This is a genomic window from Streptomyces sp. NPDC002838, assembly GCF_040295365.1.
In the GTDB taxonomy this organism is placed as follows: domain Bacteria; phylum Actinomycetota; class Actinomycetes; order Streptomycetales; family Streptomycetaceae; genus Streptomyces.
In genome coordinates this window covers 1-20,510 of the sequence record NZ_JBEOVF010000080.1, presented here as the reverse complement: position 1 = coordinate 20,510, position 20,510 = coordinate 1, and the positions used below count along the sequence as shown (strand labels likewise).

The 20,510-nt window shown below is 72.6% G+C and carries 18 protein-coding genes and 2 pseudogenes; 15 read left to right on the top strand and 5 right to left on the bottom strand.

Annotated features, from left to right (window positions below; translation table 11 throughout):
* The first annotated feature begins 9 nt into the window (after positions 1-9).
* Both ABT063_RS47705 and ABT063_RS47700 read left to right on the top strand, forming a co-directional pair.
* Positions 10-1,491 (top strand): MFS transporter, encoded by a 1,482-nt coding sequence (locus tag ABT063_RS47705; RefSeq protein WP_351067702.1) that lies wholly within the window; start codon positions 10-12, stop codon positions 1,489-1,491.
* Positions 1,492-1,818: 327 nt separating this feature from the next.
* Positions 1,819-2,697, top strand: coding sequence for an alpha/beta fold hydrolase (locus ABT063_RS47700; RefSeq protein ID WP_351067665.1), 879 nt, complete (start codon positions 1,819-1,821; stop codon positions 2,695-2,697).
* Here the strand turns inward: ABT063_RS47700 and ABT063_RS47695 are convergent.
* A complete protein-coding gene (locus tag ABT063_RS47695; RefSeq protein WP_351067662.1) occupies positions 2,684-3,076 on the bottom strand; it encodes an SCO5389 family protein in 393 nt (130 codons plus the stop codon). The two genes, ABT063_RS47700 and ABT063_RS47695, sit on opposite strands and share 14 nt — an antisense overlap.
* A gap of 76 nt (positions 3,077-3,152) precedes the next feature.
* Positions 3,153-4,109, bottom strand: a complete 957-nt coding sequence (locus ABT063_RS47690) for an ATP-binding protein (protein WP_351067660.1) — start codon at positions 4,107-4,109, stop codon at positions 3,153-3,155.
* Positions 4,110-4,269: 160 nt separating this feature from the next.
* Between ABT063_RS47690 and ABT063_RS47685 the strand changes: the two genes are divergently transcribed.
* The 4 genes from ABT063_RS47685 to ABT063_RS47670 are packed head-to-tail and all read left to right on the top strand — an operon-like array spanning position 4,270 to position 9,347.
* Positions 4,270-4,803, top strand: a complete 534-nt coding sequence (locus tag ABT063_RS47685) for a GNAT family N-acetyltransferase (protein ID WP_351067657.1) — start codon at positions 4,270-4,272, stop codon at positions 4,801-4,803.
* A gap of 3 nt (positions 4,804-4,806) precedes the next feature.
* Positions 4,807-6,297 (top strand): ABC transporter substrate-binding protein, encoded by a 1,491-nt coding sequence (locus ABT063_RS47680; protein WP_351067654.1) that lies wholly within the window; start codon positions 4,807-4,809, stop codon positions 6,295-6,297.
* Between the two features lie 3 nt (positions 6,298-6,300).
* Positions 6,301-8,094, top strand: a complete 1,794-nt coding sequence (locus ABT063_RS47675; RefSeq protein ID WP_351067651.1) for an ABC transporter permease subunit — start codon at positions 6,301-6,303, stop codon at positions 8,092-8,094.
* Positions 8,091-9,347 (top strand): MDR family MFS transporter, encoded by a 1,257-nt coding sequence (locus ABT063_RS47670; RefSeq protein WP_351067648.1) that lies wholly within the window; start codon positions 8,091-8,093, stop codon positions 9,345-9,347. The genes ABT063_RS47675 and ABT063_RS47670 overlap by 4 nt, the downstream gene beginning before the upstream one ends.
* 224 nt (positions 9,348-9,571) lie before the next feature.
* Here the strand turns inward: ABT063_RS47670 and ABT063_RS47665 are convergent, their stop codons facing one another.
* Entirely contained in the window at positions 9,572-10,363 is a 792-nt protein-coding gene (locus ABT063_RS47665) for a CDP-alcohol phosphatidyltransferase family protein (protein WP_351067647.1), read from the bottom strand.
* Positions 10,364-10,469: 106 nt separating this feature from the next.
* Here ABT063_RS47665 and ABT063_RS47660 point away from each other — a divergent pair, with 106 nt between their 5' ends.
* The 5 genes and pseudogenes from ABT063_RS47660 to ABT063_RS47640 all read left to right on the top strand — a co-directional run.
* Positions 10,470-11,453 carry a zinc-dependent alcohol dehydrogenase gene (locus ABT063_RS47660; protein ID WP_351067644.1) on the top strand — a complete coding sequence of 328 codons (984 nt, stop codon included), beginning with the start codon at positions 10,470-10,472 and terminating at the stop codon, positions 11,451-11,453.
* 172 nt (positions 11,454-11,625) lie between these two features.
* Complete coding sequence (locus ABT063_RS47655) at positions 11,626-12,024, top strand: 6-pyruvoyl trahydropterin synthase family protein (RefSeq protein ID WP_030662610.1); 399 nt, start codon at positions 11,626-11,628, stop codon at positions 12,022-12,024.
* Positions 12,021-13,232 (top strand): glycosyltransferase family 4 protein, encoded by a 1,212-nt coding sequence (locus tag ABT063_RS47650; protein ID WP_351067642.1) that lies wholly within the window; start codon positions 12,021-12,023, stop codon positions 13,230-13,232. Before ABT063_RS47655 ends, ABT063_RS47650 begins: the two co-directional genes overlap by 4 nt.
* A complete protein-coding gene (locus ABT063_RS47645; RefSeq protein WP_351067639.1) occupies positions 13,229-14,251 on the top strand; it encodes a class I SAM-dependent methyltransferase in 1,023 nt (340 codons plus the stop codon). Before ABT063_RS47650 ends, ABT063_RS47645 begins: the two co-directional genes overlap by 4 nt.
* Positions 14,248-15,297, top strand: a pseudogene (locus ABT063_RS47640) (lysylphosphatidylglycerol synthase transmembrane domain-containing protein); the annotation flags it as partial. The gene ABT063_RS47645 and the pseudogene ABT063_RS47640, both read left to right, overlap by 4 nt.
* Before the next feature lie 164 nt (positions 15,298-15,461).
* Here ABT063_RS47640 and ABT063_RS47635 read toward each other — a convergent pair.
* Entirely contained in the window at positions 15,462-16,220 is a 759-nt protein-coding gene (locus ABT063_RS47635; RefSeq protein WP_351067637.1) for a creatininase family protein, read from the bottom strand.
* Between the two features lie 38 nt (positions 16,221-16,258).
* Between ABT063_RS47635 and ribA the strand changes: the two genes are divergently transcribed.
* The 4 genes and pseudogenes from ribA to ABT063_RS47615 all read left to right on the top strand — a co-directional run bounded on the left by ribA (position 16,259) and on the right by ABT063_RS47615 (position 19,380).
* The gene (gene ribA, locus ABT063_RS47630; protein ID WP_351067634.1) at positions 16,259-16,918 is read left to right on the top strand and encodes a GTP cyclohydrolase II; all 660 of its coding nucleotides are present in this window, start codon (positions 16,259-16,261) and stop codon (positions 16,916-16,918) included.
* Between the two features lie 119 nt (positions 16,919-17,037).
* Positions 17,038-17,175: pseudogene (locus ABT063_RS47625) on the top strand (sarcosine oxidase subunit beta); the annotation flags it as partial.
* Complete coding sequence (locus ABT063_RS47620; protein ID WP_351067631.1) at positions 17,172-18,233, top strand: saccharopine dehydrogenase; 1,062 nt, start codon at positions 17,172-17,174, stop codon at positions 18,231-18,233. The pseudogene ABT063_RS47625 and the gene ABT063_RS47620, both read left to right, overlap by 4 nt.
* Positions 18,226-19,380, top strand: coding sequence for a saccharopine dehydrogenase family protein (locus tag ABT063_RS47615; RefSeq protein WP_351067628.1), 1,155 nt, complete (start codon positions 18,226-18,228; stop codon positions 19,378-19,380). The genes ABT063_RS47620 and ABT063_RS47615 overlap by 8 nt, the downstream gene beginning before the upstream one ends.
* On the opposite strand, the gene ABT063_RS47610 is transcribed toward ABT063_RS47615, so the two are convergent.
* Positions 19,374-20,387, bottom strand: coding sequence for a hypothetical protein (locus ABT063_RS47610; RefSeq protein ID WP_351067626.1), 1,014 nt, complete (start codon positions 20,385-20,387; stop codon positions 19,374-19,376). The genes ABT063_RS47615 and ABT063_RS47610 overlap by 7 nt on opposite strands.
* Between the last annotated feature and the right edge of the window lie 123 nt (positions 20,388-20,510).

The following is a 20,510-nucleotide window of genomic DNA, read 5'->3' as shown; positions in this document are numbered from 1 at the left end:
GGGAGCCCCATGGCGTTGCTGGTCATCGCTTCGTGTCAGCTGATGGTGGTGCTGGACATCACCATCGTGAACATCGCGCTGCCGCACGTCCAGCGGTCCCTGGACTTCTCCACGGCCAGCCTGTCCTGGGTGGTCAACGCGTACACCCTCACCTTCGGCGGTCTGCTGCTGCTCGGCGGCCGGGTCGGCGACATTCTCGGCAGACGGCGCGTGTTCATCTTCGGGGTGCTGCTCTTCGTGCTCGCCTCCCTGCTCGGCGGGCTCGCCCAGAACGCCGGCCAACTCCTCGCCGCCCGCGCCCTCCAGGGCGTCGGCGGCGCCATCGCGTCCCCGACCGCCCTCGCGCTGATCAGCACCACCTTCCGCGAAGGGCCCGAACGCAACCGTGCCTTCGGGGTCTTCGCCGCGGTCTCGGCGGGCGGCGGCGCGATCGGACTGCTCGCGGGCGGGATGCTCGTCGAATGGCTGAACTGGCGATGGGTGCTCTTCGTCAACGTCCCGATCGGCCTGCTCATCGCCCTCGCCACACCCCGCTGGATCAAGGAGTCCGAACGCCATCCCGGCCACTTCGACATCACCGGCGCGCTCACCTCGACCGTGGGCATGGTGCTGCTGGTGTACGGATTCATCCGGGCCGCGCAGGACGGCTGGCGGGACGGGCTCACGCTGGCCTCGTTCGCCGCGGCCGTCGTCGTCCTCGTGACGTTCATCCTGATCGAGCGGCGCTCCAGGCAGCCGATCACGCCGCTGCACATGTTCGCCGACCGCAACCGCGCGGGCACCTACGGCATCATGCTGTGCCTGGCCGCCGCGATCTTCGGCATGTTCTTCTTCCTCACACTCTTCGTGCAGAACGTGCTGGACTTCAGTCCTCTGCGAACCGGGCTCGCCTTCCTGCCGGTCAGCGCGGTCATCGCGATCGGCGCCGGGCTGGCCTCGCGGTTCCTGCCCACGTACGGCCCCAAGCCCTTCATGGTGGTGGGTGCGATCCTGGCGGCGACGGGCCTGGCCTGGCTGACCCTGACCGACGTCCACTCCACCTACGCGGGCAGCGTCCTCGGGCCGCTCCTCGTCTTCAGCCTCGGCATGGGCATGGAGTTCGTCTCGCTCACCCTCATGGCGCTCTCCAACGTCCACATCCGGGAGACCGGCGCGGCCTCCGGACTGCTCAACGCCACCCAGCAGGTCGGTGGTTCGCTCGGGCTGTCCATCCTGGTCACGATGTTCGGCACGGCCAGCACGAACGAGGCGGAGGAGCAGATCCCGCGCTTCCTGTCGCAGGCGACCCCGGCCGAGCGCCTGCGGTTCCAACGCACCGGTGATCTTCCGCCGCCCTGGGCCGACGAGGTCCTCACCGCCGGCGTGTCGGCCGCCTTCATCGCGGCGGCGATCTTCACCGTGGTCGCCGCGCTGATCGCCGTCCTGGTCATCCAGGTCCGCCCGTCCGACCTGGAACGCCTCAAGGGCGGGGTGGGCCCGGGGCCAGGCTGAGACCGGGCCCCGGCGCAGGCGCGGGCGACGAGAATCCCGTGCCCCGCCCCTCCCTGTCCCTCAACTCACCACGCGGCACACGCCGCCCAATGACAGGGCCGCGTGTGCCATGACGTGACAGACGAGTCGTGACGCAGCCGCACCCAGGGCCGCGGCACCTTCACGACCCGGCCCACCGGCTACGCCCCGGCGCCGACGCGGTAGCGCACGAGGCGGCCCCTCCCGTACGCGGGCGGGGCCGCCATCAGCCAGGGAGCCGGCGCCCGCTGATCATGCGCCGCCGCAATCCAGTTGCCCGGCACAGCGCCCGCTGACAGGCTCGCGCGCATGCCCACCTTCTCCGCGCCCGACGGAACCCGCCTCGCCCACCACGTGTCCGGGGACGGCCCGCCCCTGGTCTGCCTTCCCGGCGGCCCCATGCAGGACTCCGTCTACCTGGGCGACCTGGGCGGCCTGACCACCCGCCGCAGCCTGATCAGGCTGGACCTGCGAGGAACGGGCCACTCGGTGACGCCCGCCGACCCCGCGTCGTACCGCTGCGACCGTCAGGTGGACGACGTCGAGGCGCTGCGGAAGGAACTCGGCCTGGACCGTATGGACCTCCTGGCGCACTCGGCCGGAGCGAATCTGGCGGCCCTGTACACGGCCCGCCACCCCGACCGTGTCGCGCGTCTCGCCCTGATCACCCCGAGTGTCTACGCGGTCGGCATCGAGATCACCCCCGAGGACCGTCTGCGCACCGCACGCCTGCGCCGGGACGAACCGTGGTTCACCCCGGCGTACGAGGCCCTGGAGACGATCACCGCCGGCCGGCCGGCCCCCGACGCCTGGCAGGCGATCGCCCCGTTCTCCTTCGGCCGCTGGGACGAGCGGGCCCGGGCCGTCAAGGCCGCCGAAGACAAGCAGCGCAACGATGAGGCCGCGGCCCGCTACGCCTCGGACGGCGCCTTCACCCCCGAGGCCACGCGCCCGGCCCTGGCCGCCTTCCCGGGGCCGGTGCTCGTGCTGGCCGGCGAGGTGGATGTGACGGGCCCTCCGCGGGCGCTGGGGGAGTACGCCGGACTGTTCCCGAACGCGGAGCTCGTCGTCCAGCCCGGCGCCGGGCACTTTCCCTGGCTCGACGACGCCGACCGGTTCGCCGCGACCGTGGCCGGTTTCCTGGACCGGGTCGGCGGCCCCGGCGGCCTTGCCGTCAGCAGTCCCTGAACTCCGGCGACTGGTTCAGCACCTGCGACCGCACGGACGTGAACCGCGCGTGCGTCTCGCCGCCCCGCGCCTGAGGCCGGAACGCCGCCACCCGGTGGCAGTTCTGGAAGGCGAGGGTCACACCGAAGTGGCGCTCCAGGCTGCCGCGGATGGCGTCACTGGCCAGGGCGCGCAGCAACTGGCCACGCTCCTGCTCGGACGGGGGAGGGGTCTGGTTGTCGGTGAACTCCACCTGGCCGCCCTGGAGTTCGGCGGCGAGGGAGGCGATCAGGTCGTAGGCGTACGGCAGGGAGGTGCGGACGGTGTCCACGAAGTCCTCCTCGCGGATGTCACCGTGCTCGGCCTCGGCGAGGAGCTTCGGGGAGACGTCGAGAGACATGTGAGGGGTTCCTGTTCCGTTGCGAAGGCGTGTGTGAAGTCGTGTGTGAAGTCGTTGGCGAAGTCGTGGGAGGCGATCAGGCCAGCGCCGCCGGCCCCGGTACGAAGTCCGGGTCCACCTGCGCCGCCAGATCCTGGCCGGTCGCCTGGTTCGCCCAGGACCGGGCGTTGCGCAGATGGAACTCGACGGCGTGCCGCTGGAGGGCCGGCCAGTCCTTGGGGCGGGAGTCGACGGCCTCGCGCAGGACGCTCAGGGCGTGCCGGTTGTGGGCTTCGAGGGAGTCCAACCCGTCCTGGGCGCGGCCCTGTTCGGCCGAGCGCACCCAGGGGGAGTGCACCAGGTGGGTGAGGAGGTCGTCGCCCACCTGTTCCTTGAGGAAGAGCAGGTCGTCCTCGCCGGTCACCTTGTTGCCGACGACGGCGATCCGGATCCCGAACTCCCGGGCGTGCTCACGGTACTGGCGGTACACGGAGACGCCCTTGCGGGTGGGTTCCGCCACCAGGAAGGTGAGGTCGAAGCGGGTGAACAGGCCGGAGGCGAACGCGTCGGCGCCCGCGGTCATGTCGACCACGACGTACTCGCCGGGACCGTCGACCAGGTGGCTGAGGTAGAGCTCCACGCCACCGAGCTTGGAGTGGTAGCAGGCCACCCCGAGGTCGCTCTCGTCGAACTCGCCCGTCACCATCAGCGGTACGTCGCCCACGCGCCGTACGTGCCGCGCGTGCAGTTCGTCGTCGCCGAGCAGACGCAGCAGACGGGAGCCGCGTCCGGGCGGCGTGGTCTTGATCATCGCCTCGCGGGAGGCGATGCGCGGGTTGGAGCCGCGCAGGAAGTCCTTGATCTCGCCGAGGTGCGCACCCAGTGGGGGTGCTCCCAGAGGGGCCCCGTCGTGGCCCAGGGCCTCGGCCAGGTGCTGGTTGATGTCGCCGTCGATGGCGAGGACCGGCGCGCCGGAGCCTGCCAGATGCCGGGTGAAGAGCGCCGACAGGGTGGTCTTGCCGCTGCCGCCCTTGCCGACGAATGCGATCCGCACTAGCGCTCCATCTCTCTATCGCTCCAGCTTTTTGAAAATGGATGTCATGTCGGTAGGTTTAGGGGGCCGGTCGACGGGTGTCAAATCGACGACGAGTGTCAATTCGCCTGACGGCCACCCGTCGTGATCACGGTTCGGGCTTAATGCATATGATGTGCAAGTGCGTGACTACAGCATCAGGGCAGCGAGCCCGGACGACCTCGACGGTGCGCGAGCCGTGATGCTCGACACCGTCTACCGCGACTTCGGTACCGGCTACGTGCCCCGCTGGCACGGCGACATCATCGATCCGGCCGCCGCCTATCTCGTCCCCGCCCGCCACACCCTCCTCGTCGCCCGCGCTCCGCAGGACGGAGCCGTCGTGGCCACGGCCGCGCTCGACTCCCGGGGCCCGGTCCACCCGCCGAACCCGCGCCGGGTCGCCGACCGTTACCCCTCCGGCGAGACCGCGCAACTGCGCAGGGTGTACGTCCGCCCCGAGCACAGAAGGCGCGGCCTCGCCCGGCGCCTGGTCGACGAACTGCTCGCCTTCGCGGCCGCGGACGGCGGCTACCGCGCCGTCTACCTGCACACAGACCCGGCCGTCCCCGGCGCCGAGCCCTTCTGGCGATCGCTCGGCAAGGTCGTGCACGACGAGCGCGAGGATCCCGGCGGCAACGGGGTCATCCACTTCGAGATACCGACGGGGCGATAAACCATGCGCCGACTTCGCCTGCTCCTCGCCCTCCTGCTCGCCCCCGTCCTCACCGCCTGCTTCGCCTCCGGCAACGGAACCGACTCCTCCGACGACGCCGAGGACGGCTCCCGGCTGCGGGTCGACTTCGCCTTCCTGCCCGTCGAGAACCTCTCGCCGTACGGCTCGGACGGCACCATCCTCAGCCGCCTCGGTGTCACCGAGGGCCTGACCGCCCTCGACGCCAACGGCGCCGCCGCCCCCGCGCTGGCCGAGTCCTGGCGCCGTGAGAACGACCGCGCCTGGGTGTTCACCCTGCGCGAGGCCACCTTCCAGGACGGCACCGACGTCACTCCGGCCGCGGTGGTCAACGCCCTCACCTACGCCGCGGCGGCCAAGCCCGCGCCCGCCGCCCTGACCGGTGTCACCCTCACCCCGAAGGCCGACGGCGGCAGGGCCGTGCGCATCACCACCAAGGCCCCCGACCCGATCCTGCCGCTGCGCCTGTCCAGCCCGAACCTCGCCGTCCTCGCCGCGAAGGCCTACGGCAAGACCGGCCGGGCCAATCCGGTCGGCACCGCCACCGGCCCTTTCGAACTCACCAAGGTCACCGGCAGCAGCGCCGCCTCCCTCGACCGCTACGACGACTACTGGGGCGGCCGCGCCCAAGCCACTGGGGTCGACGTGAAGTTCATCGCCGACGGCACCGCACGCGCGAACGCCCTGCGCACCGATCAGGCCGACCTCGTCGAGGCGATCCCCGTCGCGCAGGCCGCCACCCTCGACCAGGCCACCCGCAAGGCGACGGCCACCACCCGCACCACCAGCCTGCTGCTCAACACCGAATCGGGCCCTTTCAAGGACGCGAAGCTGCGCGCCGCCGCGCGCGAGGCCGCCGACCCGTCCGTGCTCGCCAAGGACGTGTACGAGGGATACGCGGACGCGGGCGTCGGCATCTACGGGCCGGCCGTCTCCTGGGCCGAGGGCAAGCGGAGCAAGCCGGTCGGCCGCGCGCAGGCCGGCTCCCCCGACGGCACCTCGATCACCTTGGCCACGTACGACAACCGGCCCGAACTCCCCGAAGTCGCCCAGGTGCTGAAGCAGCAGCTGGAGAAGGCCGGATTCAAGGTCACGCTGGAGGTGCGCGAGTACTCGCGGCTGGAGAGCGACGCACTCGCCGGGAAGTTCGACGCGCTGGTCCTCGCCCGCAACGCCCTGGTCGACACGGGCGACCCCGTCTCCGTCCTCGCCAGCGACTTCACCTGCGACGGCGACTTCAACCTGGCGCAGCTGTGCGACGCGGACGTCGACCGGGCCGTGGCCAAGGCCGAGGCCACCGCCGACACCGCCGAGCGGCAGGACGCGGCCATGGCCGCCGAGGCGCGGATCCTCGGTACCGACGCCGTCGTCCCGCTGGTCCACCAGCGCGTCATCACCGGTGTCGCCCCCTCGGTACGCGGCGCGTTCCTCGACCCGTACGAGCGCACCCTCGTCGGCATCGGCACCCGGCGCTGACGCATGCGGCAACAGGCAGTCACGCTGCTGTGGCGTGCGGGGATCGCGGTCGCCCTGGTGTGCGTCATCGGGATCCTGCCCTGGCTGTCGCACACCGATCCGGCGCTCACCGTGCTCAAGGCACGGTCGGCGGACCGCGACCCCACGCCCGAGGTGCTGGCGGACATCCGCGCTCAACTCGGCCTCGACGACGGTCCCTTCCAGCTGCTCGGCCGGTGGCTCGGCGGGCTGTGGCGCGGGGACGCGGGGCGGTCGTGGCTCTCCGGCGCCGAGGTCACGCCGGCTGTGCTCCAGGCCCTGGGTGCGTCCCTGCTGTTGATGGCGGTGGCCCTGGTGGTCGCCGCCGTCACCGCCGCTCTGATCTGCGCCCGCACACTCTGGCTCGGCGCGCACCGGCGGCTTGACGGGCGGCGTGCGGGAGGCAGCGGCTCGGCGGTACTCGCCGCGCTGCCCGAGTTCCTCACCGCATCCGTGCTCGCCACAGTCGTGGGCGTGCAGCTGGGCTGGTTGCCTGCCCTCGGTTGGTACGGGTTCCAGTGGACGATCCTGCCCGCGCTCGCCCTCGGCCTGCCCGCCGGGGCCGTCATCGGCCGCCTGCTGGACGACCTGTTGCCCGGCGCCTTCGAAGAGCCCTGGGCGCTGGCCGCCACCGCGCGCGGACTGCCCGGCCGGACCGTAGCCCGCCAGGCGCTGCGCCGCTGCGTGCCCGGACTGCTGCCCAACACCGGCCTGTTCGTGGTCGGTCTGACCGGAGGGGCGGTGGCGGTCGAGCAGATCTTCGACATCCCCGGCCTCGGCCGCACCACCCTCCAGGCCGCCCTCGCCCAGGACCTGCCCGTCCTCCAGGCCGGCACGCTCCTCCTCGTCCTGCTCGCAGCGGTCGCCGCCGGGCTCGCCCGCCTCGGGACCCGCCTGCTCATAGGCCCCGCCCTGCGCGACGGCGCACTGCCGTCCCTGCACCGCCCGACGCCACCAGCCCGCGGGATCCTGCCTTTTGTATACGGTGGACTGCTGATCGTCGTCATCGCGCTCGGCCTGCCCCGCGACCCGCTCGCCCTCGACACGGCCGAACGCCTCCAACGCCCCTCCTGGGCATATCCGTTCGGCACCGACGCGCTCGGCCGCGACGTCCTCGCCCGCGTCGCCCACGGTGCCCTCGACACCCTGCTGCTCGCCCTTGCCATCGGCGCCGCCACGCTGGTCACAGGCGTCCTGCTCGGGCTGCTGCCCCGGCTGGCCGGGCCGCTCGTCGACACCGTCACCGCGATGCCGCCCGTCCTCGCCGCACTCCTCGTCACCGCCGTCGCGGGCAGCGGCCCCGCCACGCCCGCGATCGCCGTCGGCGTCGTCGCCTGGGCGCCCCTCGCCGCCCACACCTCCGCACTGTTGCGCCAGGAACGCGCCGCCCTCCACATCGCCGCCACCCGGGGCCTGGGCGCGGACCGCCGGTATCTCCTGCGCCACGAACTGCTGCCCGCCGTCCTGCCGCCCGTCACCCGCCACGCCCTGCTCCGCCTGCCCGGCACCGCCCTCGCGCTCGCGTCCCTCGCCTTCCTCGGCCTGGGCGCCCAGCCCCCCTCCCCGGAGTGGGGTCTGCTCCTCGCCGAGAACCAGCCCTACACCGAACGCGCCCCCTGGGCGGTCCTCGCCCCTGCCGCCGTCCTCGCCCTGCTCGGAGCGCTGGCGGTGAGCGCGGCGGGCGGAGTGCGCCTGCGACGCCGGCGGACTGGACCTCGTACAACCGTCACCGCGGCCGAACAACCGTCGCCCACAAGAGAATTGGTGGGAACTCGATGACCTGGCCGTCGACCGGCCTGCGACGCAAGGCAACCGGGGCGCCCGGGCGCACCCGCCTCTCGCCCCTGCTGCGTCTGCTGATCCTCACCCAACTCGCCTTCAACATCGGCTTCTTCGCCGTGCTGCCCTTCCTCTCCGAACACCTCGGACAGGCCATGGGCATGGCGGGCTGGCTGGTCGGCCTGGTGCTGGGCCTGCGGACCTTCAGTCAGCAGGGGCTGTTCGTGGTGGGCGGGGCGCTGGCCGACCGGTACGGCATACGCCCCGTGGTCCTCGCCGGATGCGCGCTGCGGATCGCCGGATTCGTCTGGCTCGGATATGCCGAGCAGACCTGGGCGGTGATCGGCGCCGTCCTGCTGATCGGGTTCGCCGCGGCGCTGTTCTCGCCCGCCGTGGAGTCCGAGGTGGCCCGGCAGGCGGTGGTCTGGGAGGAGACGGGCGGCGGCTCCCGTACGCGCGTCCTGGCGCTGTTCACCGTCGCGGGACAGGCAGGGGCGTTCGTCGGGCCGCTGCTGGGCGCGCTGCTGCTGTCGGTGGACTTCCGCACGGTCTGCGTGGCCGGAGCCGGCATCTTCGTCCTCGTCCTCGCCGGGCACGCGTGGTTGCTGCCGCAGCGCATCCCCGGGCGGGAGCCCGTCCAAGTCCGCGGCGGCATGGGGCCGTTGCTGCGCAACCGCCGCTTTCTGGCGCTGTGCTGCGCGTACGGCGCCTACCTCCTCGCCTACAACCAGCTCTACCTCGCCCTCCCCGCCGAAGTGGAGCGCGCGGCCGGCTCACAGGCCCCGCTGGCCTGGCTGTTCGCCCTGTCCTCGCTGCTGGTGGTGACCGCCCAGCTTCCGGTCACCCGTTGGGCCGGGACGCGGTTCACTCTGCGTCGGTCCATGGTCGCCGGGCTGCTGCTGATCGCCGTCGGCTTCGCCGTCGTGGCCGTGGCCCGACCGGCCGACTGGACCGGATCGGCGGGCCTGCTGCCCGCGGCCGCCTTCGTCGTCCTGCTCACCGTCGGCCAGATGCTCGTCGCCCCTGTCGCCCGCGCCTGGGTCCCCGACCTGGCCGAAGAGGGCCGACTCGGCCTCTACACGGGCGCCCTGTCCTCGGTGTCCGGCCTGATCGTCCTCCTCGGCAGCTCGGCCACCGGCACGCTCCTGGACAGCGGACTGCCGTCGGCGGTCCCGTGGCTGGTGCTGGCCGCCGTACCGGCCGCGGCGATCGGGCTGCTGCCGCGACGGGAGGCCGAAAGGGCGCGCGGATAGGGGCGGATACGCGCGGACGGGGTCCGGCGCATGGCCGGTCCGGGAGGCGACGGTATATCGGGTGGTTCTGGAGGACTGACGACCGTGTACCGCATACCGTGGGCGAGCTGACGACGGCGTATCGCATACCGTAGGCCGGTCGGAGGCGACCGCACACCGCAGACCGCATACCGCACACGAGCCGACGACGGTATACCGTCCACAGTCGACCGTCTGACGCCCCCTCAGGACGCCACCGGCTCCCGACGACACTCGGATACAAGCTCCAGAACCTCGGCCACCTCACTCGCCTCAGTCTTCTGAGACCGCGACGTCCGCCACAGCCACAGGATGTCCCGGCCGAACGACCAGACCAGCAGGCCCAGTGCCGTCGCGACGACCGCGAACGTCGCCGCGTACGGGAGGAGGTTCGACGCGGCCACGAGCAGCAGGACGCCCTGGAGCGCGGCCACCGTCTTGCGGGCCGTGCTGGGCGGCAGGGGGGCGTTGAGCCAGGGCAGGGCGCGGGCGGCGGCGACGAAGCCGTAGCGCATCGCGCCGATCAGCAGGACCCACGGGCCCAGCGACATCGAGACGTACACGCTGAGCACGAGGATGAGGAACGCGTCGACCTCCATGTCGAAGCGGGCGCCCAGCGGGGTGGAGGTGCCGGTGGCGCGGGCGACCTTGCCGTCGACCCCGTCGAGGATCAGGGCCACCGCCGTCAGGCCCACGAAGAGCGTCACCGGCGGTGAGCTCTCGAAGGAGTCCGCGACCAGGGCCGTCACACCGCCGACCAGGGTCGCCCGGCCGAGGGTGACCCGGTTGGCGGGCCCGAAGGAGCGCGGCCGCGTGCGGTGCAGGGCCCGCGAGAGCACCGCCCAGGTGGCGATGGCGAAGGCGAGGCCCGTCAACCAGCCCGCCGGCCCCATGCCGATCGCCGTGCCGAGCAGGGCCAACAGCAGGATCTGCAAGCCCGCTCCCACCGCGGTCTCCTGCTGGACCAGCCTCGTGTCGTAAGTGTTGTTCAGGGCCACCGCACATTCCTCCGGCCAGGTGACAGAGTCGATCAACGCCGCGTACTGTGCGCGGCCTGTGCACCTCGGTACGTGAACAGGTTCCCGATCGTTCAGGAGGACGCCGATGAAGCGCACCGCACGTGCGTTCTGGCTCAGCTCCCCGGGGCAGGGCGAGATACGCGACGTGACCCTGCCGGACCCCGCCGAGGGCGAGGTCGTCGTCCGCTCGCTGTACTCCGGAGTCAGCCGCGGCACGGAGACCCTCGTCTTCCGCGGCGGGGTGCCGGAGAGTCAGTACGCGGCCATGCGGGCGCCGTTCCAGGAGGGCGACTTCCCGGGACCGGTGAAATACGGCTACCTCAACGTCGGGTCGGTGGAGGAGGGACCGGAGGACCTCGTCGGCCGGACCGTCTTCTGCCTCTACCCGCACCAGACCCGTTACGTCGTTCCGGCGAGCGCCGTGACGCCGGTGCCGGAAACGGTGCCCGCCGAACGCGCGATGCTGGCCGGCACCGTGGAGACCGCCGTCAACGCCCTGTGGGACGCGGCGCCGCTGGTCGGCGACCGGATCGCGGTGGTCGGCGGCGGCATGGTCGGCAGCTCGGTGGCCGCGCTGCTCGCCCGCTTCCCGGGCGTACGCGTCCAGTTGGTGGACGCCGACCCCGCCCGGGCCAAGACCGCCGAGGCCCTCGGCGTCGACTTCGCGTCGCCCGGCGACGCCCTCGGCGACTGCGACCTCGTGGTGCACGCCAGCGCCACCGAACAGGGCCTCGCCCGCTCCCTCGAACTCCTCACCGCCGAGGGCACCGTCCTCGAACTGAGCTGGTACGGCGACCGGCAGGTGGCTCTCCCGCTCGGCGAGGCCTTCCACTCCCGGCGCCTGGTCATCCGCAGCAGCCAGGTCGGCTCCGTCTCCCCGGCCCGCCGCTCCAGCCGTAGCTACGCCGACCGGCTCGCCCTCGCCCTCGACCTGCTCGCCGACCCGGCCCTGGACGCCCTGGTCACCGGCGAGTGCGCCTTCGAGGAGCTCCCGGACGTGCTGCCGCGGCTCGCCTCCGGCGCGATCCCCGCGCTGTGCCACCGGGTCCGCTACGACGGCCACGCCTGACACACCGTTCAATTCCGGCTCAATTCCGTGCCGTCTCCTCAGGGCAAGAGCGCCTGACCTGAGAAAAGAGTGAGACTCGGCTGAACAACGGGAAGCGAAGAGCCGTACTACACGGCATCCCCCGGCAGGGATCGGCGGGGGACCAGACGCGCCGCACCTGGAGGGTCGTCCGTTGTTCAGCATCACCGTCCGCGATCACATCATGATCGCCCACAGCTTCCGCGGCGAGGTCTTCGGACCCGCGCAGCGCCTGCACGGAGCGACGTTCCTGGTGGACGCCACGTTCCGGCGCGAACAGCTGGACGACGACAACATCGTCGTCGACATCGGACTGGCCACTCAGGAACTGGGCGCCGTAGTCAGCGAGCTGAACTACCGGAACCTCGACAATGAGCCCGACTTCGCCGGAATCAACACCTCCACGGAGTTCCTGGCCAAGGTCATCGCCGACCGCCTGGCCGAGCGCGTCCACAAGGGAGCGCTGGGCGAGGGCGCCAAGGGCCTCGCGGGCCTCACCGTCACGCTGCACGAGTCGCACGTCGCCTGGGCGAGTTACGAGCGTGCGCTGTGACCGACGTGACCCTGGAAAAGGTGGAGCAGACGGCGCCCGGCGGCATGGAGCAGCGGCTCGACTACGTGCCCGTGCGGCATTCCGCCCTGAAGAACGCCGAGATCATCCCCATGTCGCTGAGTTCCGTGCACTTCGTCATGCCGGGCGGCGTCGACGACCCGAGCGCGCCCAGCGGCGGCAACGCCTATGACCGGCGCGTGAGTCTGGACCTGCCAGGCTTCGGCTGGCAGGTGCACCAGCACGCCGTGCCCGGCGAGTGGCCCCGCCCGGGGGCCGCCGCCCGGACGGAACTCGCCCGCGTCCTGGCCAACCTGCCGGACGACACGGTCGTCCTGCTCGACGGGCTGGTCGCCTGCGGCGTCCCCGAGGTCATCGTGCCCGAGGCCGAGCGGCTGCGGCTCGTCGTCCTCGTCCACCTGCCGCTCGGCGACGAGACGGGACTGGAGCCGGCGCTGGCGGCGGAACTGGACGCCAAGGAGCGCGCCGTCCTGCGGGCCGTGCCCGCGGTCGTCGCCACCAGTGACTGGGCGGTGCGCCGCCTCGTCTCCCACCACGGGCTCGCCCCCGACCGGGTCCATGTCGCCACCCCCGGCGCCGACATCGCCCCCCTCGCCTCCGGCACGGACGGCGTCTCGCGCCTGCTGTGCGTCGCCGCCGTGACCCCGCGCAAGGGGCAGCACCGGCTGGTGGAAGCCCTCGCCACGGTGACCGACCTGCCGTGGAGCTGCGTCTGTGTCGGCGGACTCGGCCACGACCCGCAGTATGCGGCCCGGCTCCAGGTCATGATCAAGAAGTACGGCCTCCAGGACCGCCTGCACCTCGCGGGTCCGCAGGCCGGTGCCCAGCTCGACGCCAGCTACGCCGCCGCCGACCTCATGGTCCTCGCCTCCTACGCCGAGACCTACGGCATGGCGGTGACCGAGGCGTTGGCGCGCGGCATCCCGGTGCTGGCGACGGACGTCGGCGGCGTCGCGGAGGCGGTGGGCCGCGCCCCCGACGGCGGCGTGCCCGGCATTCTCGTCCCGCCGGAGGACCCCGCCGCCCTCGCCGCCGAACTGCGCGGCTGGTTCGGCGAGGCGGACGTACGGCGCCGCCTGAAGGCAGCCGCACGAGGCCGACGAGCCGCCTTGGGCGGTTGGGCGGCCACGGCCCGCAGCCTGGCCGGAGTACTCGGCCGACTGCCGAACGAACCCAGGAGGGCGGCATGAGGAAGACGGCAATGACACAGCACGCGGGCAGGATTCCGGCCCAGCCCGGACCCCGGGACGCCATCGAGTCGACGGACACCTTGGCGGCCGGTACCGGGACGGTGGAGACCGTCATCCCCGGCGCCGGCCCCACCCTCCGCGCCGGCGAGCGGCCCACCGTACGCCTGCGGGACGCGGGCCCCGACGACCCGCCGCGCTACGCCCCCGAGTGGCTGGAGCTGAGGGAGGGCGCCGACGCCGCCGCGCGGGCGCCGGAGCTGCTCGACCCGCTGCGGATCCGGCTCGCCAACCTGCCGGGACGCCCCGACGGGGTGGTCGTGCACGACCTGGGCTGCGGCACGGGCTCGATGGGCCGCTGGCTGGGCTCCCGCCTGGACGGTCCCCAGCACTGGATCCTGCACGACCGCGACCCCTACCTGCTCCACTTCGCCGCCGTCGCCTCCCCGCGCTCGTCCGCCGACGGCAGCCGGGTCACGGTGGAGACCCGGCGCGGTGACGTCGCCCGGCTCACCCCCGACGCCCTGGCCGGCGCCTCGCTGGTGACGGCCTCCGCGCTGCTCGACGTCCTCACTCGCGAGGAGATCGAAACCCTCGCCGCCGCCTGCACCGGCGCCGGCTGCCCCGCCCTGCTGACGCTCTCCGTGGCGGGTCGCGTGGAACTGACCCCGTCCGACCCGCTGGACGAGGAGATCGCGGAGGCCTTCAACGAGCATCAGCGCCGGAACGGAATGCTGGGCCCGGACGCCGTCACCGTGGCGTGCGAGGCCTTTTCCGAACGCGGTGCGACCGTACGGCTGCACCCGAGCCCCTGGCGGCTCGGCCCCGCCGAGTCCGTGCTGACGGCCCAGTGGCTGCGCGGCTGGGTCGGCGCGGCCGTCGAACAGCGCCCCGAGTTGAAGGCCCGCGCAGAACGGTATCTGCGGGAGCGCCTCGAGGCCTGTGCGGCGGGGGAGCTGCGGGTCGTGGTCCACCACAGCGACCTGCTGGCGCTGTCCCGGCCGACGGGCGGGGTGTCATGAGCGTGGAGACGGTGCGGGCGTGGGTCGTGCGGCCCGAAGCGGACCAGCGGGTGAGCCGCGTGAGGTCCGCCGCGCGGCTCGTCCCGGCCCGGGAGAAGACGCCGACGGTTCGCACCGACCCGGCAGTCTCCGAGGCCCGGATCGGCGTGATCGTGTCCGAGGCCCGTACGGACGCCGCCCCGGGCACATCCCGGCTCCGCACCGCTCTGCGCACACTCCTGGCGCTCGTCGACTCCCGCGCCGTACGCACCCACTTCGGCACCGTCGCCGGCCTCGCCATCCTCACCGTACTGCTGTGGCGCATGGGCACAGGCGTCTTCGTGGACGGGCTGCGGCGGATCGACGGACCGACGCTGCTGGTGGCGCTCGGGGTCGGCCTGGTCACCACCGTGTTGAGCGCCTGGCGCTGGCAGTTGGTGGCCCGGGGCCTGAAGATCCGGCTGCCGCTCGGCCCGGCCGTGGCGGACTACTACCGCGCGCTGTTCCTGAACGCGGCCCTGCCCGGCGGTGTCCTCGGCGACGTCCACCGGGCGGTACGGCACGGGCAGAGCGCCGGCGACCTCGGCCGCGGTGTCCGCTCCGTCGTCCTCGAACGGGCCGCGGGACAGGCCGTGCTGGCCGTCGTCGGCGTGGCGGTGCTGCTGACGATGCCGTCGCCCGTACTGGCCGACACCCGGCAGATCGCCCCACTGCTCGGCCTCGCCGCGCTGGGCGCGCTCGCGGTCGTCATGGCCGTGCGGATGAACCGGGCGCCCTCCCGCCGGGGGCGGGCTCTGCGCGCGAGTCTCGGCGAGGCACGCGAGGGCCTGCTGTCCCGCCGGAACTGGCCCGGCGTGGCCCTCTCCTCGGCCCTCGTCCTGTCGGGTCACCTGGCGATGTTCGTCGTCGCCGCCCGGGTCGCCGGATCCGCCGCCTCCGCCGTCGTCCTGATGCCGCTCGCGGTCCTCGCACTGCTCGCCATGAGCCTGCCGCTGAACGTCGGCGGCTGGGGCCCCCGCGAGGGCGTCACCGCCTGGGCGTTCGGCGCCGCCGGCCTGGGCGCGAGCAGTGGACTGGCGGTCGCCGTGGTGTACGGCGTGCTCAGCTTCGTGGCGAGTCTGCCGGGGGCCGTCGTTCTGGTCGCCCGTTGGTACACGGGCCTGCGCGGCGCCGGCTCCGGGGCCCGGGCCGTCGTAATGGACCCGGAACCCCGCCTGGTGCCGGACGGTCACTACTGGGGCGTCGAAGTGAGCAGCGAGAAATACGACTCGAAGGAATCGGCGAGGCTCGCCAGTAGTTCCTTCCCCTTTTCCGCGGATCCCAGGGAAGGACGGCCTATGACGCCCGAATCGGTATAGGCGGACATTCCGGCGGTGAGCAGATGACGGCGGTCGTCCGCGACGAAATCGGCGGACTCATAACCGGGTCGGACCAATTCGGGATGGGCGTGCAGAAGGATGGAGGTCTCGATTTCCCCCGCGTGCATGTCGGTCAGCAGCGAGGTCGCGACACCGGCCCGCTCCCGCGCCGCCTCCCAGTCCTCCGGGGCCGGGAAGAGCGCCATCCGCTCACCGCGCGCGGAGGACTCCTGGACGACATTGCCCAGGACGTAGTTCCCGCCGTGCCCGTTGACCACGACCAGGGCCTCGACGCCCGACCGGCGCAGCGACGCCGCTATGTCCCGTACCACCGCGTGAAGGGTCACGGAGGAGATGCTGACGGTTCCCGGCCAGTCCGCGTGCTCGTGCGAGCAGGCGATGGTCACCGGAGGGAGGAGGTGCACGGGGTACGCGGCGGCGATCTCCCGTGCGACGGCGCAGGCGACGAGCGTGTCGGTCGCGAGCGGGAGGTACGGACCGTGCTGTTCGAAGCTGCCGACCGGAAGGACGGCCACCTGCGTTGAGACGTCCGCCCCGCGCGTCCGTACGTCTTCGGTAGTGTCCGCCGGCACCAGACCGTACGCCGCCGACCGTATTCCCGAACTATTCATCTTTCCACGGCCTTTCGTCTCTGCTTAGGAACCAGATCATGACAGAAAAAATTGGCGTGCTCGGCACGAAGTCGCCACAGCGCACCGGCGTGGAGCGCGTGGTGAATGCCCCGCTGCCCACCGTGTACGGGAATTTCCAGGCGGTCGGCTACCTCGACCACGACCGCGGTGACGAGCAAGTGGCCCTCGTCTACGGTGACATCGCCACGGAGGGCGTCCTGACCCGGCTGCATTCCGAGTGCCTGACCGGCGACGCCTTCGGCTCCCAGCACTGCGAGTGCGGCGACCAGCTCGACTCCGCGCTGCGCGCCGTCGTCGCCGAAGGCAGCGGTGTTGTCGTCTACCTCAGAGGGCACGAGGGGCGGGGCATCGGCCTGCTCGCCAAGCTGCGGGCGATGGCCCTGCAGGCAGAGGGCCTGGACACCGTCGAGGCGAACCTGGCGCTCGGCCTGCCGGTGGACGCCCGCGACTACGGCGTCGCCGCGGAGATCCTGCGCGACCTGGGCGTGAACTCCGTACGCCTGATGTCCAACAACCCGCGCAAGCGCGAGGCGTTGCTGCGGCACGGCGTCCAGGTCGCCGAGCAGGTGCCGCTGCTGATACCGCCGTGCGAGAGCAACATCACCTATCTGCGCACGAAGCGGGAGCGGTTGGACCACCACCTGCCCCATCTGGACGCGGTGGCGCACTTGTCCTGATGGGGGCCGGTCATCGTCGTCGACGGCGGGGTGAGGGGCACGAGTCGGCGTACGCCGGGGCACGGTTGTCCGTGTTTACCAGCCGCTGCTTCCAGGCGGGAGTGTCTCGGTCTCCTCGTGGCCATGCCGGGCTGCGAGGAGACGGCGCGCTCGTCCGCGACCTGTGTCCGGTCCGCGTACCCTTCGTGGACGTCAGCCCCTTGAGCGCCGGCCGGTTCGCGGCCGACGCCCCGCGCCCGGAGGCCAACCTGGTATGACCGAGCTCCATCTGTGGCTGCGCCACGAGGCCCGTACCACCGAGCGGCGCACGCCGATCGTGCCGTCCGACGCCCGGCGGCTCGTCGACAGCGGAGTGACCCTCACCGTCGAGGAGTCCCCGCAGCGGATCTTCCCGATCGAGCAGTACGCGGCGGCCGGCTGCCGGATCGCTCCGGCGGGCTCGTGGGTGTCGGCGCCCGAGGACGCCGTGATCCTCGGCCTGAAGGAACTCCCTGACGATCCACCGGAGCTGAGGCACCGGCACATCTTCTTCGGGCACGCCTACAAGCGGCAGCCGGGAGCGGCCGAGCTGCTCGGGAGGTTCGCCGCCGGGGGAGGGGCGCTTTTCGACCTCGAGTATCTGGAGGACGACGAAGGGCGCCGGCTGGCCGCCTTCGGCTTCTGGGCCGGTTATCTGGGCGCCGCCCTGGCCGTGCTCCAGCACCGGGGCAGGCTCGCCGCGCCGCTGACGCCCACGACGCAGCAGGAGCTGGACGAGCTCCTCCGGCCGGCCGCCGGGGACGAGGAGTTCACGGCGCTGGTGATCGGCGCCCTGGGCCGCAGCGGCCGGGGTGCGCGCCTGGCCTTCCACGCGGCCGGGGCCGAGCCGACGTGCTGGGACCTCGCCGAGACCCGCGACCTGGACCGCCGGGCCCTGCTGGACCACGACGTGATGGTGAACGCGGTGCTCGCCACCACCCCGATCCCGCCCTTCCTCCGGGAGGAGGACCTTGACGACCCGACCCGCCGGCTGCGTACCCTCTGCGACGTCACCTGCGACGTCGGCTCTCCCCTGAACGTGCTGCCGGTCTACGACCGCACCACCGACTGGGACGAACCGGCGAGGCGCCTGCGCGAGGAGCCCCCGCTGGACCTCATCGCCATCGACAACCTGCCGTCCCTGCTGCCCCTGGAGTCCAGCGCCGACTTCTCCGGATCGCTGCTGCCCCAACTGCTGGAGTTCGGCGTCGGCGGGCCGTGGGGGCGCTGTCTCGACCGGTTCCATCGGGCCTGCCGTGAACTCGGCATGGCAGAAGGGGAGTCCCGCCATGACTGACCTGGTTCCCGCGAGCGGCACCGTCCACTGGATCGGCGCCGGACTGTCCACCGGCAGCGGCCTGGCCCGGCTGTGCGAGACGGCCGGCCGGGTACGGCTGTGGCACCGCACCGAGGAACGCGCCGCCGACGCCCTCGACCGGCTGGACCTGGCCGGACGCGCCGAGCCCCGCGCGTACACACTCGACGCGCTGACGGCAGAGCTGGCGCCCGGGGACATCGTCGTGTCGATGCTGCCCGCCCCGGAGCACGCCGCCATCCTCGCCGTCTGCCTTCGGAAGAAGGCGCACTTCGCCTGCTCCAGCTATGTGTCGGACGCGGTGCTGGAGCAGGTGCCCGAGGCCGTGAAGACCGGCGTCGTCGTCCTCACCGAGGCCGGCCTCGACCCGGGCATCGACCACCTGTTCGCCCACAGCCTCGTCGCCCGCGCCCGGGAGGCGATCGGCGACGGTACGGCGGCCTCGTACGGCCTCACCTCCTACTGCGGCGGCGTCCCCGCCCTCCCGAACGACTTCAGGTACCGCTTCAGCTGGGCACCCGCCGGCGTCCTGAACGCCCTGCGCTCGCCCGCCCGTTACATCGAGGACGGCACCGAGACCATCGCCGACCGGCCCTGGGAGGCGACCCGGCGGCACGTCGTCGAAGGCGAGGCCTTCGAGGTCTACCCCAACCGCGACAGCGTGCCCTTCGTCGCGCAGTACGGCCTGCCGTCCGCCTGGAAGGCACGGACGTTCGTGCGCGGCACCCTGCGTCTGGAGGGCTGGCTGCGGGCCTGGCAGGACGTCTTCGCGGAGCTGCGCACCGGCGACGACGCCCGGATCGCCGCGCTGGCCGAGGAACTGGCGGCGGAATACCCCACCACGGACGCCGACCGCGACCGGGTCGTCCTCGCCGTGTCGCTGGACGTGCGCGACGGGGCGGGACAGCAGTGGTCGGGCGGCTACCTCCTGGACCTGGTGGGCGACGAGGAGGAGAGCGCGATGGCCCGCTGTGTCTCCCGCACCCTCGCCCTCGGCGTCCGGCACGTCCTGGAGGGATCCCTGCCGCCGGGCCTGAACCGTGCCGCCGAGACCGCGGCCCGGTCCGAGGAGTGGCTCGGCGAACTGTCCCGCGAGGGAGTCCACTTCACGCTTCGGGTCGATCAGTAGGCGGGCCGGCCTCCGGGGCGGCCCAGTTGCGCCGAGACCACCCACAGCAGGCACAGGTCGAAGACCAGCTCGGTGACCGACGCGAACTGGTTGATCGTGAACTTGAATATCTGTCCGAACAGGATGTCCGCGAGGAGCGCGGCCCGCAGCAGCCGGAACGCCACCGTCCGGTCGGCGCGCAGACGCGTCAGCCCCGCGACCCCGAGGACGGTCGAGGCAACCGCGCTCACCAGCACGCCGATCAGGGCGCCCCGCTGCGGCTCGTCCGCCAGTTCACCGCCGAGGGCTCCGGCGGTCAGCCAGCCGGCGAACAGCATCGCCTCGGTCAGGACGCAGAGCACGGTGAGCGTGAGCACCAGCCAGTGGCCCGCCGCCCGCCGCAGCACCTTGCCGGCCCGGGCCGCCTGGGAGCGCCACCGCGTCGAGAGGCCGGGGCTGCGCTCCGGCACGGCGGCCAGCAGCCGTATCAGCGCCGCGTCCACCTCCCGACCGGAGCCCTCCACCAGGCGCGTCGCCGACTGCCGCTGCACGGCGGTGAGCCCCGAGGCGACTCCCGTGAGCGCGAGGTCGGCGGCGTGGACGGTGCGCTGCTCCGCGCTGAGCTCGGTGCGGCGGCGCGGCAGCCGGGTCAGCAGCAGGAGCAGGGCGAAGGTCACGTAGATGATTCCCGCGGCCGGCCGGTAGAAGTACCCCGGCTCGTCGGTGACCTGCTTGCCGACCTCGTCGATGAAGAGCCCGAAACCCACCCCGCCCACGACCGCGCAGGCCAGGCGCGCCGGGCGCCCGAGGAAGCCGAGCGCGAGCAGCGTCGCGGTCATCATCAGCAGACCGCCCCACAGCATGTGGGCGATGTGCAGATGACTGCCGTCGCCCCCGCCGAGCCTGGGGTACCCCGCCAGCGCCAGGAAGCCGCGGGTGACGAGGACGGCGGCGATGCCGGACAGCGCGAACAGCCTCAGGTACGCGGCCGCCTCCGTGGCCCTGACGAGTCGTTCCCTGCTCAGCATCGTGTCCCCCCTGTGCCCCCGTCCGGGGGGCGGGCGGCCCCGCCCGGGGGCCGGCCCGCCCGCCCCGGACCCGGGGGGCCGGCCCGGGGGCGCCCCAGAAAAGGGGGGAACCCGAGAAGTTGA

Bases quoted from the DNA above. Each gene is read 5' to 3' on its own strand.
- ABT063_RS47705 (WP_351067702.1), top strand. From the start codon at position 10: ATGGCGTTGCTGGTCATCGCTTCGTGTCAGCTGATGGTGGTGCTGGAC.
- ABT063_RS47700 (WP_351067665.1), top strand. From the start codon at position 1,819: ATGCCCACCTTCTCCGCGCCCGACGGAACCCGCCTCGCCCACCACGTG.
- ABT063_RS47695 (WP_351067662.1), bottom strand. From the start codon at position 3,076: ATGTCTCTCGACGTCTCCCCGAAGCTCCTCGCCGAGGCCGAGCACGGT.
- ABT063_RS47680 (WP_351067654.1), top strand. From the start codon at position 4,807: ATGCGCCGACTTCGCCTGCTCCTCGCCCTCCTGCTCGCCCCCGTCCTC.
- ABT063_RS47675 (WP_351067651.1), top strand. From the start codon at position 6,301: ATGCGGCAACAGGCAGTCACGCTGCTGTGGCGTGCGGGGATCGCGGTC.
- ABT063_RS47670 (WP_351067648.1), top strand. From the start codon at position 8,091: ATGACCTGGCCGTCGACCGGCCTGCGACGCAAGGCAACCGGGGCGCCC.
- ABT063_RS47660 (WP_351067644.1), top strand. From the start codon at position 10,470: ATGAAGCGCACCGCACGTGCGTTCTGGCTCAGCTCCCCGGGGCAGGGC.
- ABT063_RS47645 (WP_351067639.1), top strand. From the start codon at position 13,229: ATGAGGAAGACGGCAATGACACAGCACGCGGGCAGGATTCCGGCCCAG.
- ABT063_RS47635 (WP_351067637.1), bottom strand. From the start codon at position 16,220: ATGAATAGTTCGGGAATACGGTCGGCGGCGTACGGTCTGGTGCCGGCG.
- ribA (WP_351067634.1), top strand. From the start codon at position 16,259: ATGACAGAAAAAATTGGCGTGCTCGGCACGAAGTCGCCACAGCGCACC.
- ABT063_RS47620 (WP_351067631.1), top strand. From the start codon at position 17,172: ATGACCGAGCTCCATCTGTGGCTGCGCCACGAGGCCCGTACCACCGAG.
- ABT063_RS47615 (WP_351067628.1), top strand. From the start codon at position 18,226: ATGACTGACCTGGTTCCCGCGAGCGGCACCGTCCACTGGATCGGCGCC.
- ABT063_RS47610 (WP_351067626.1), bottom strand. From the start codon at position 20,387: ATGCTGAGCAGGGAACGACTCGTCAGGGCCACGGAGGCGGCCGCGTAC.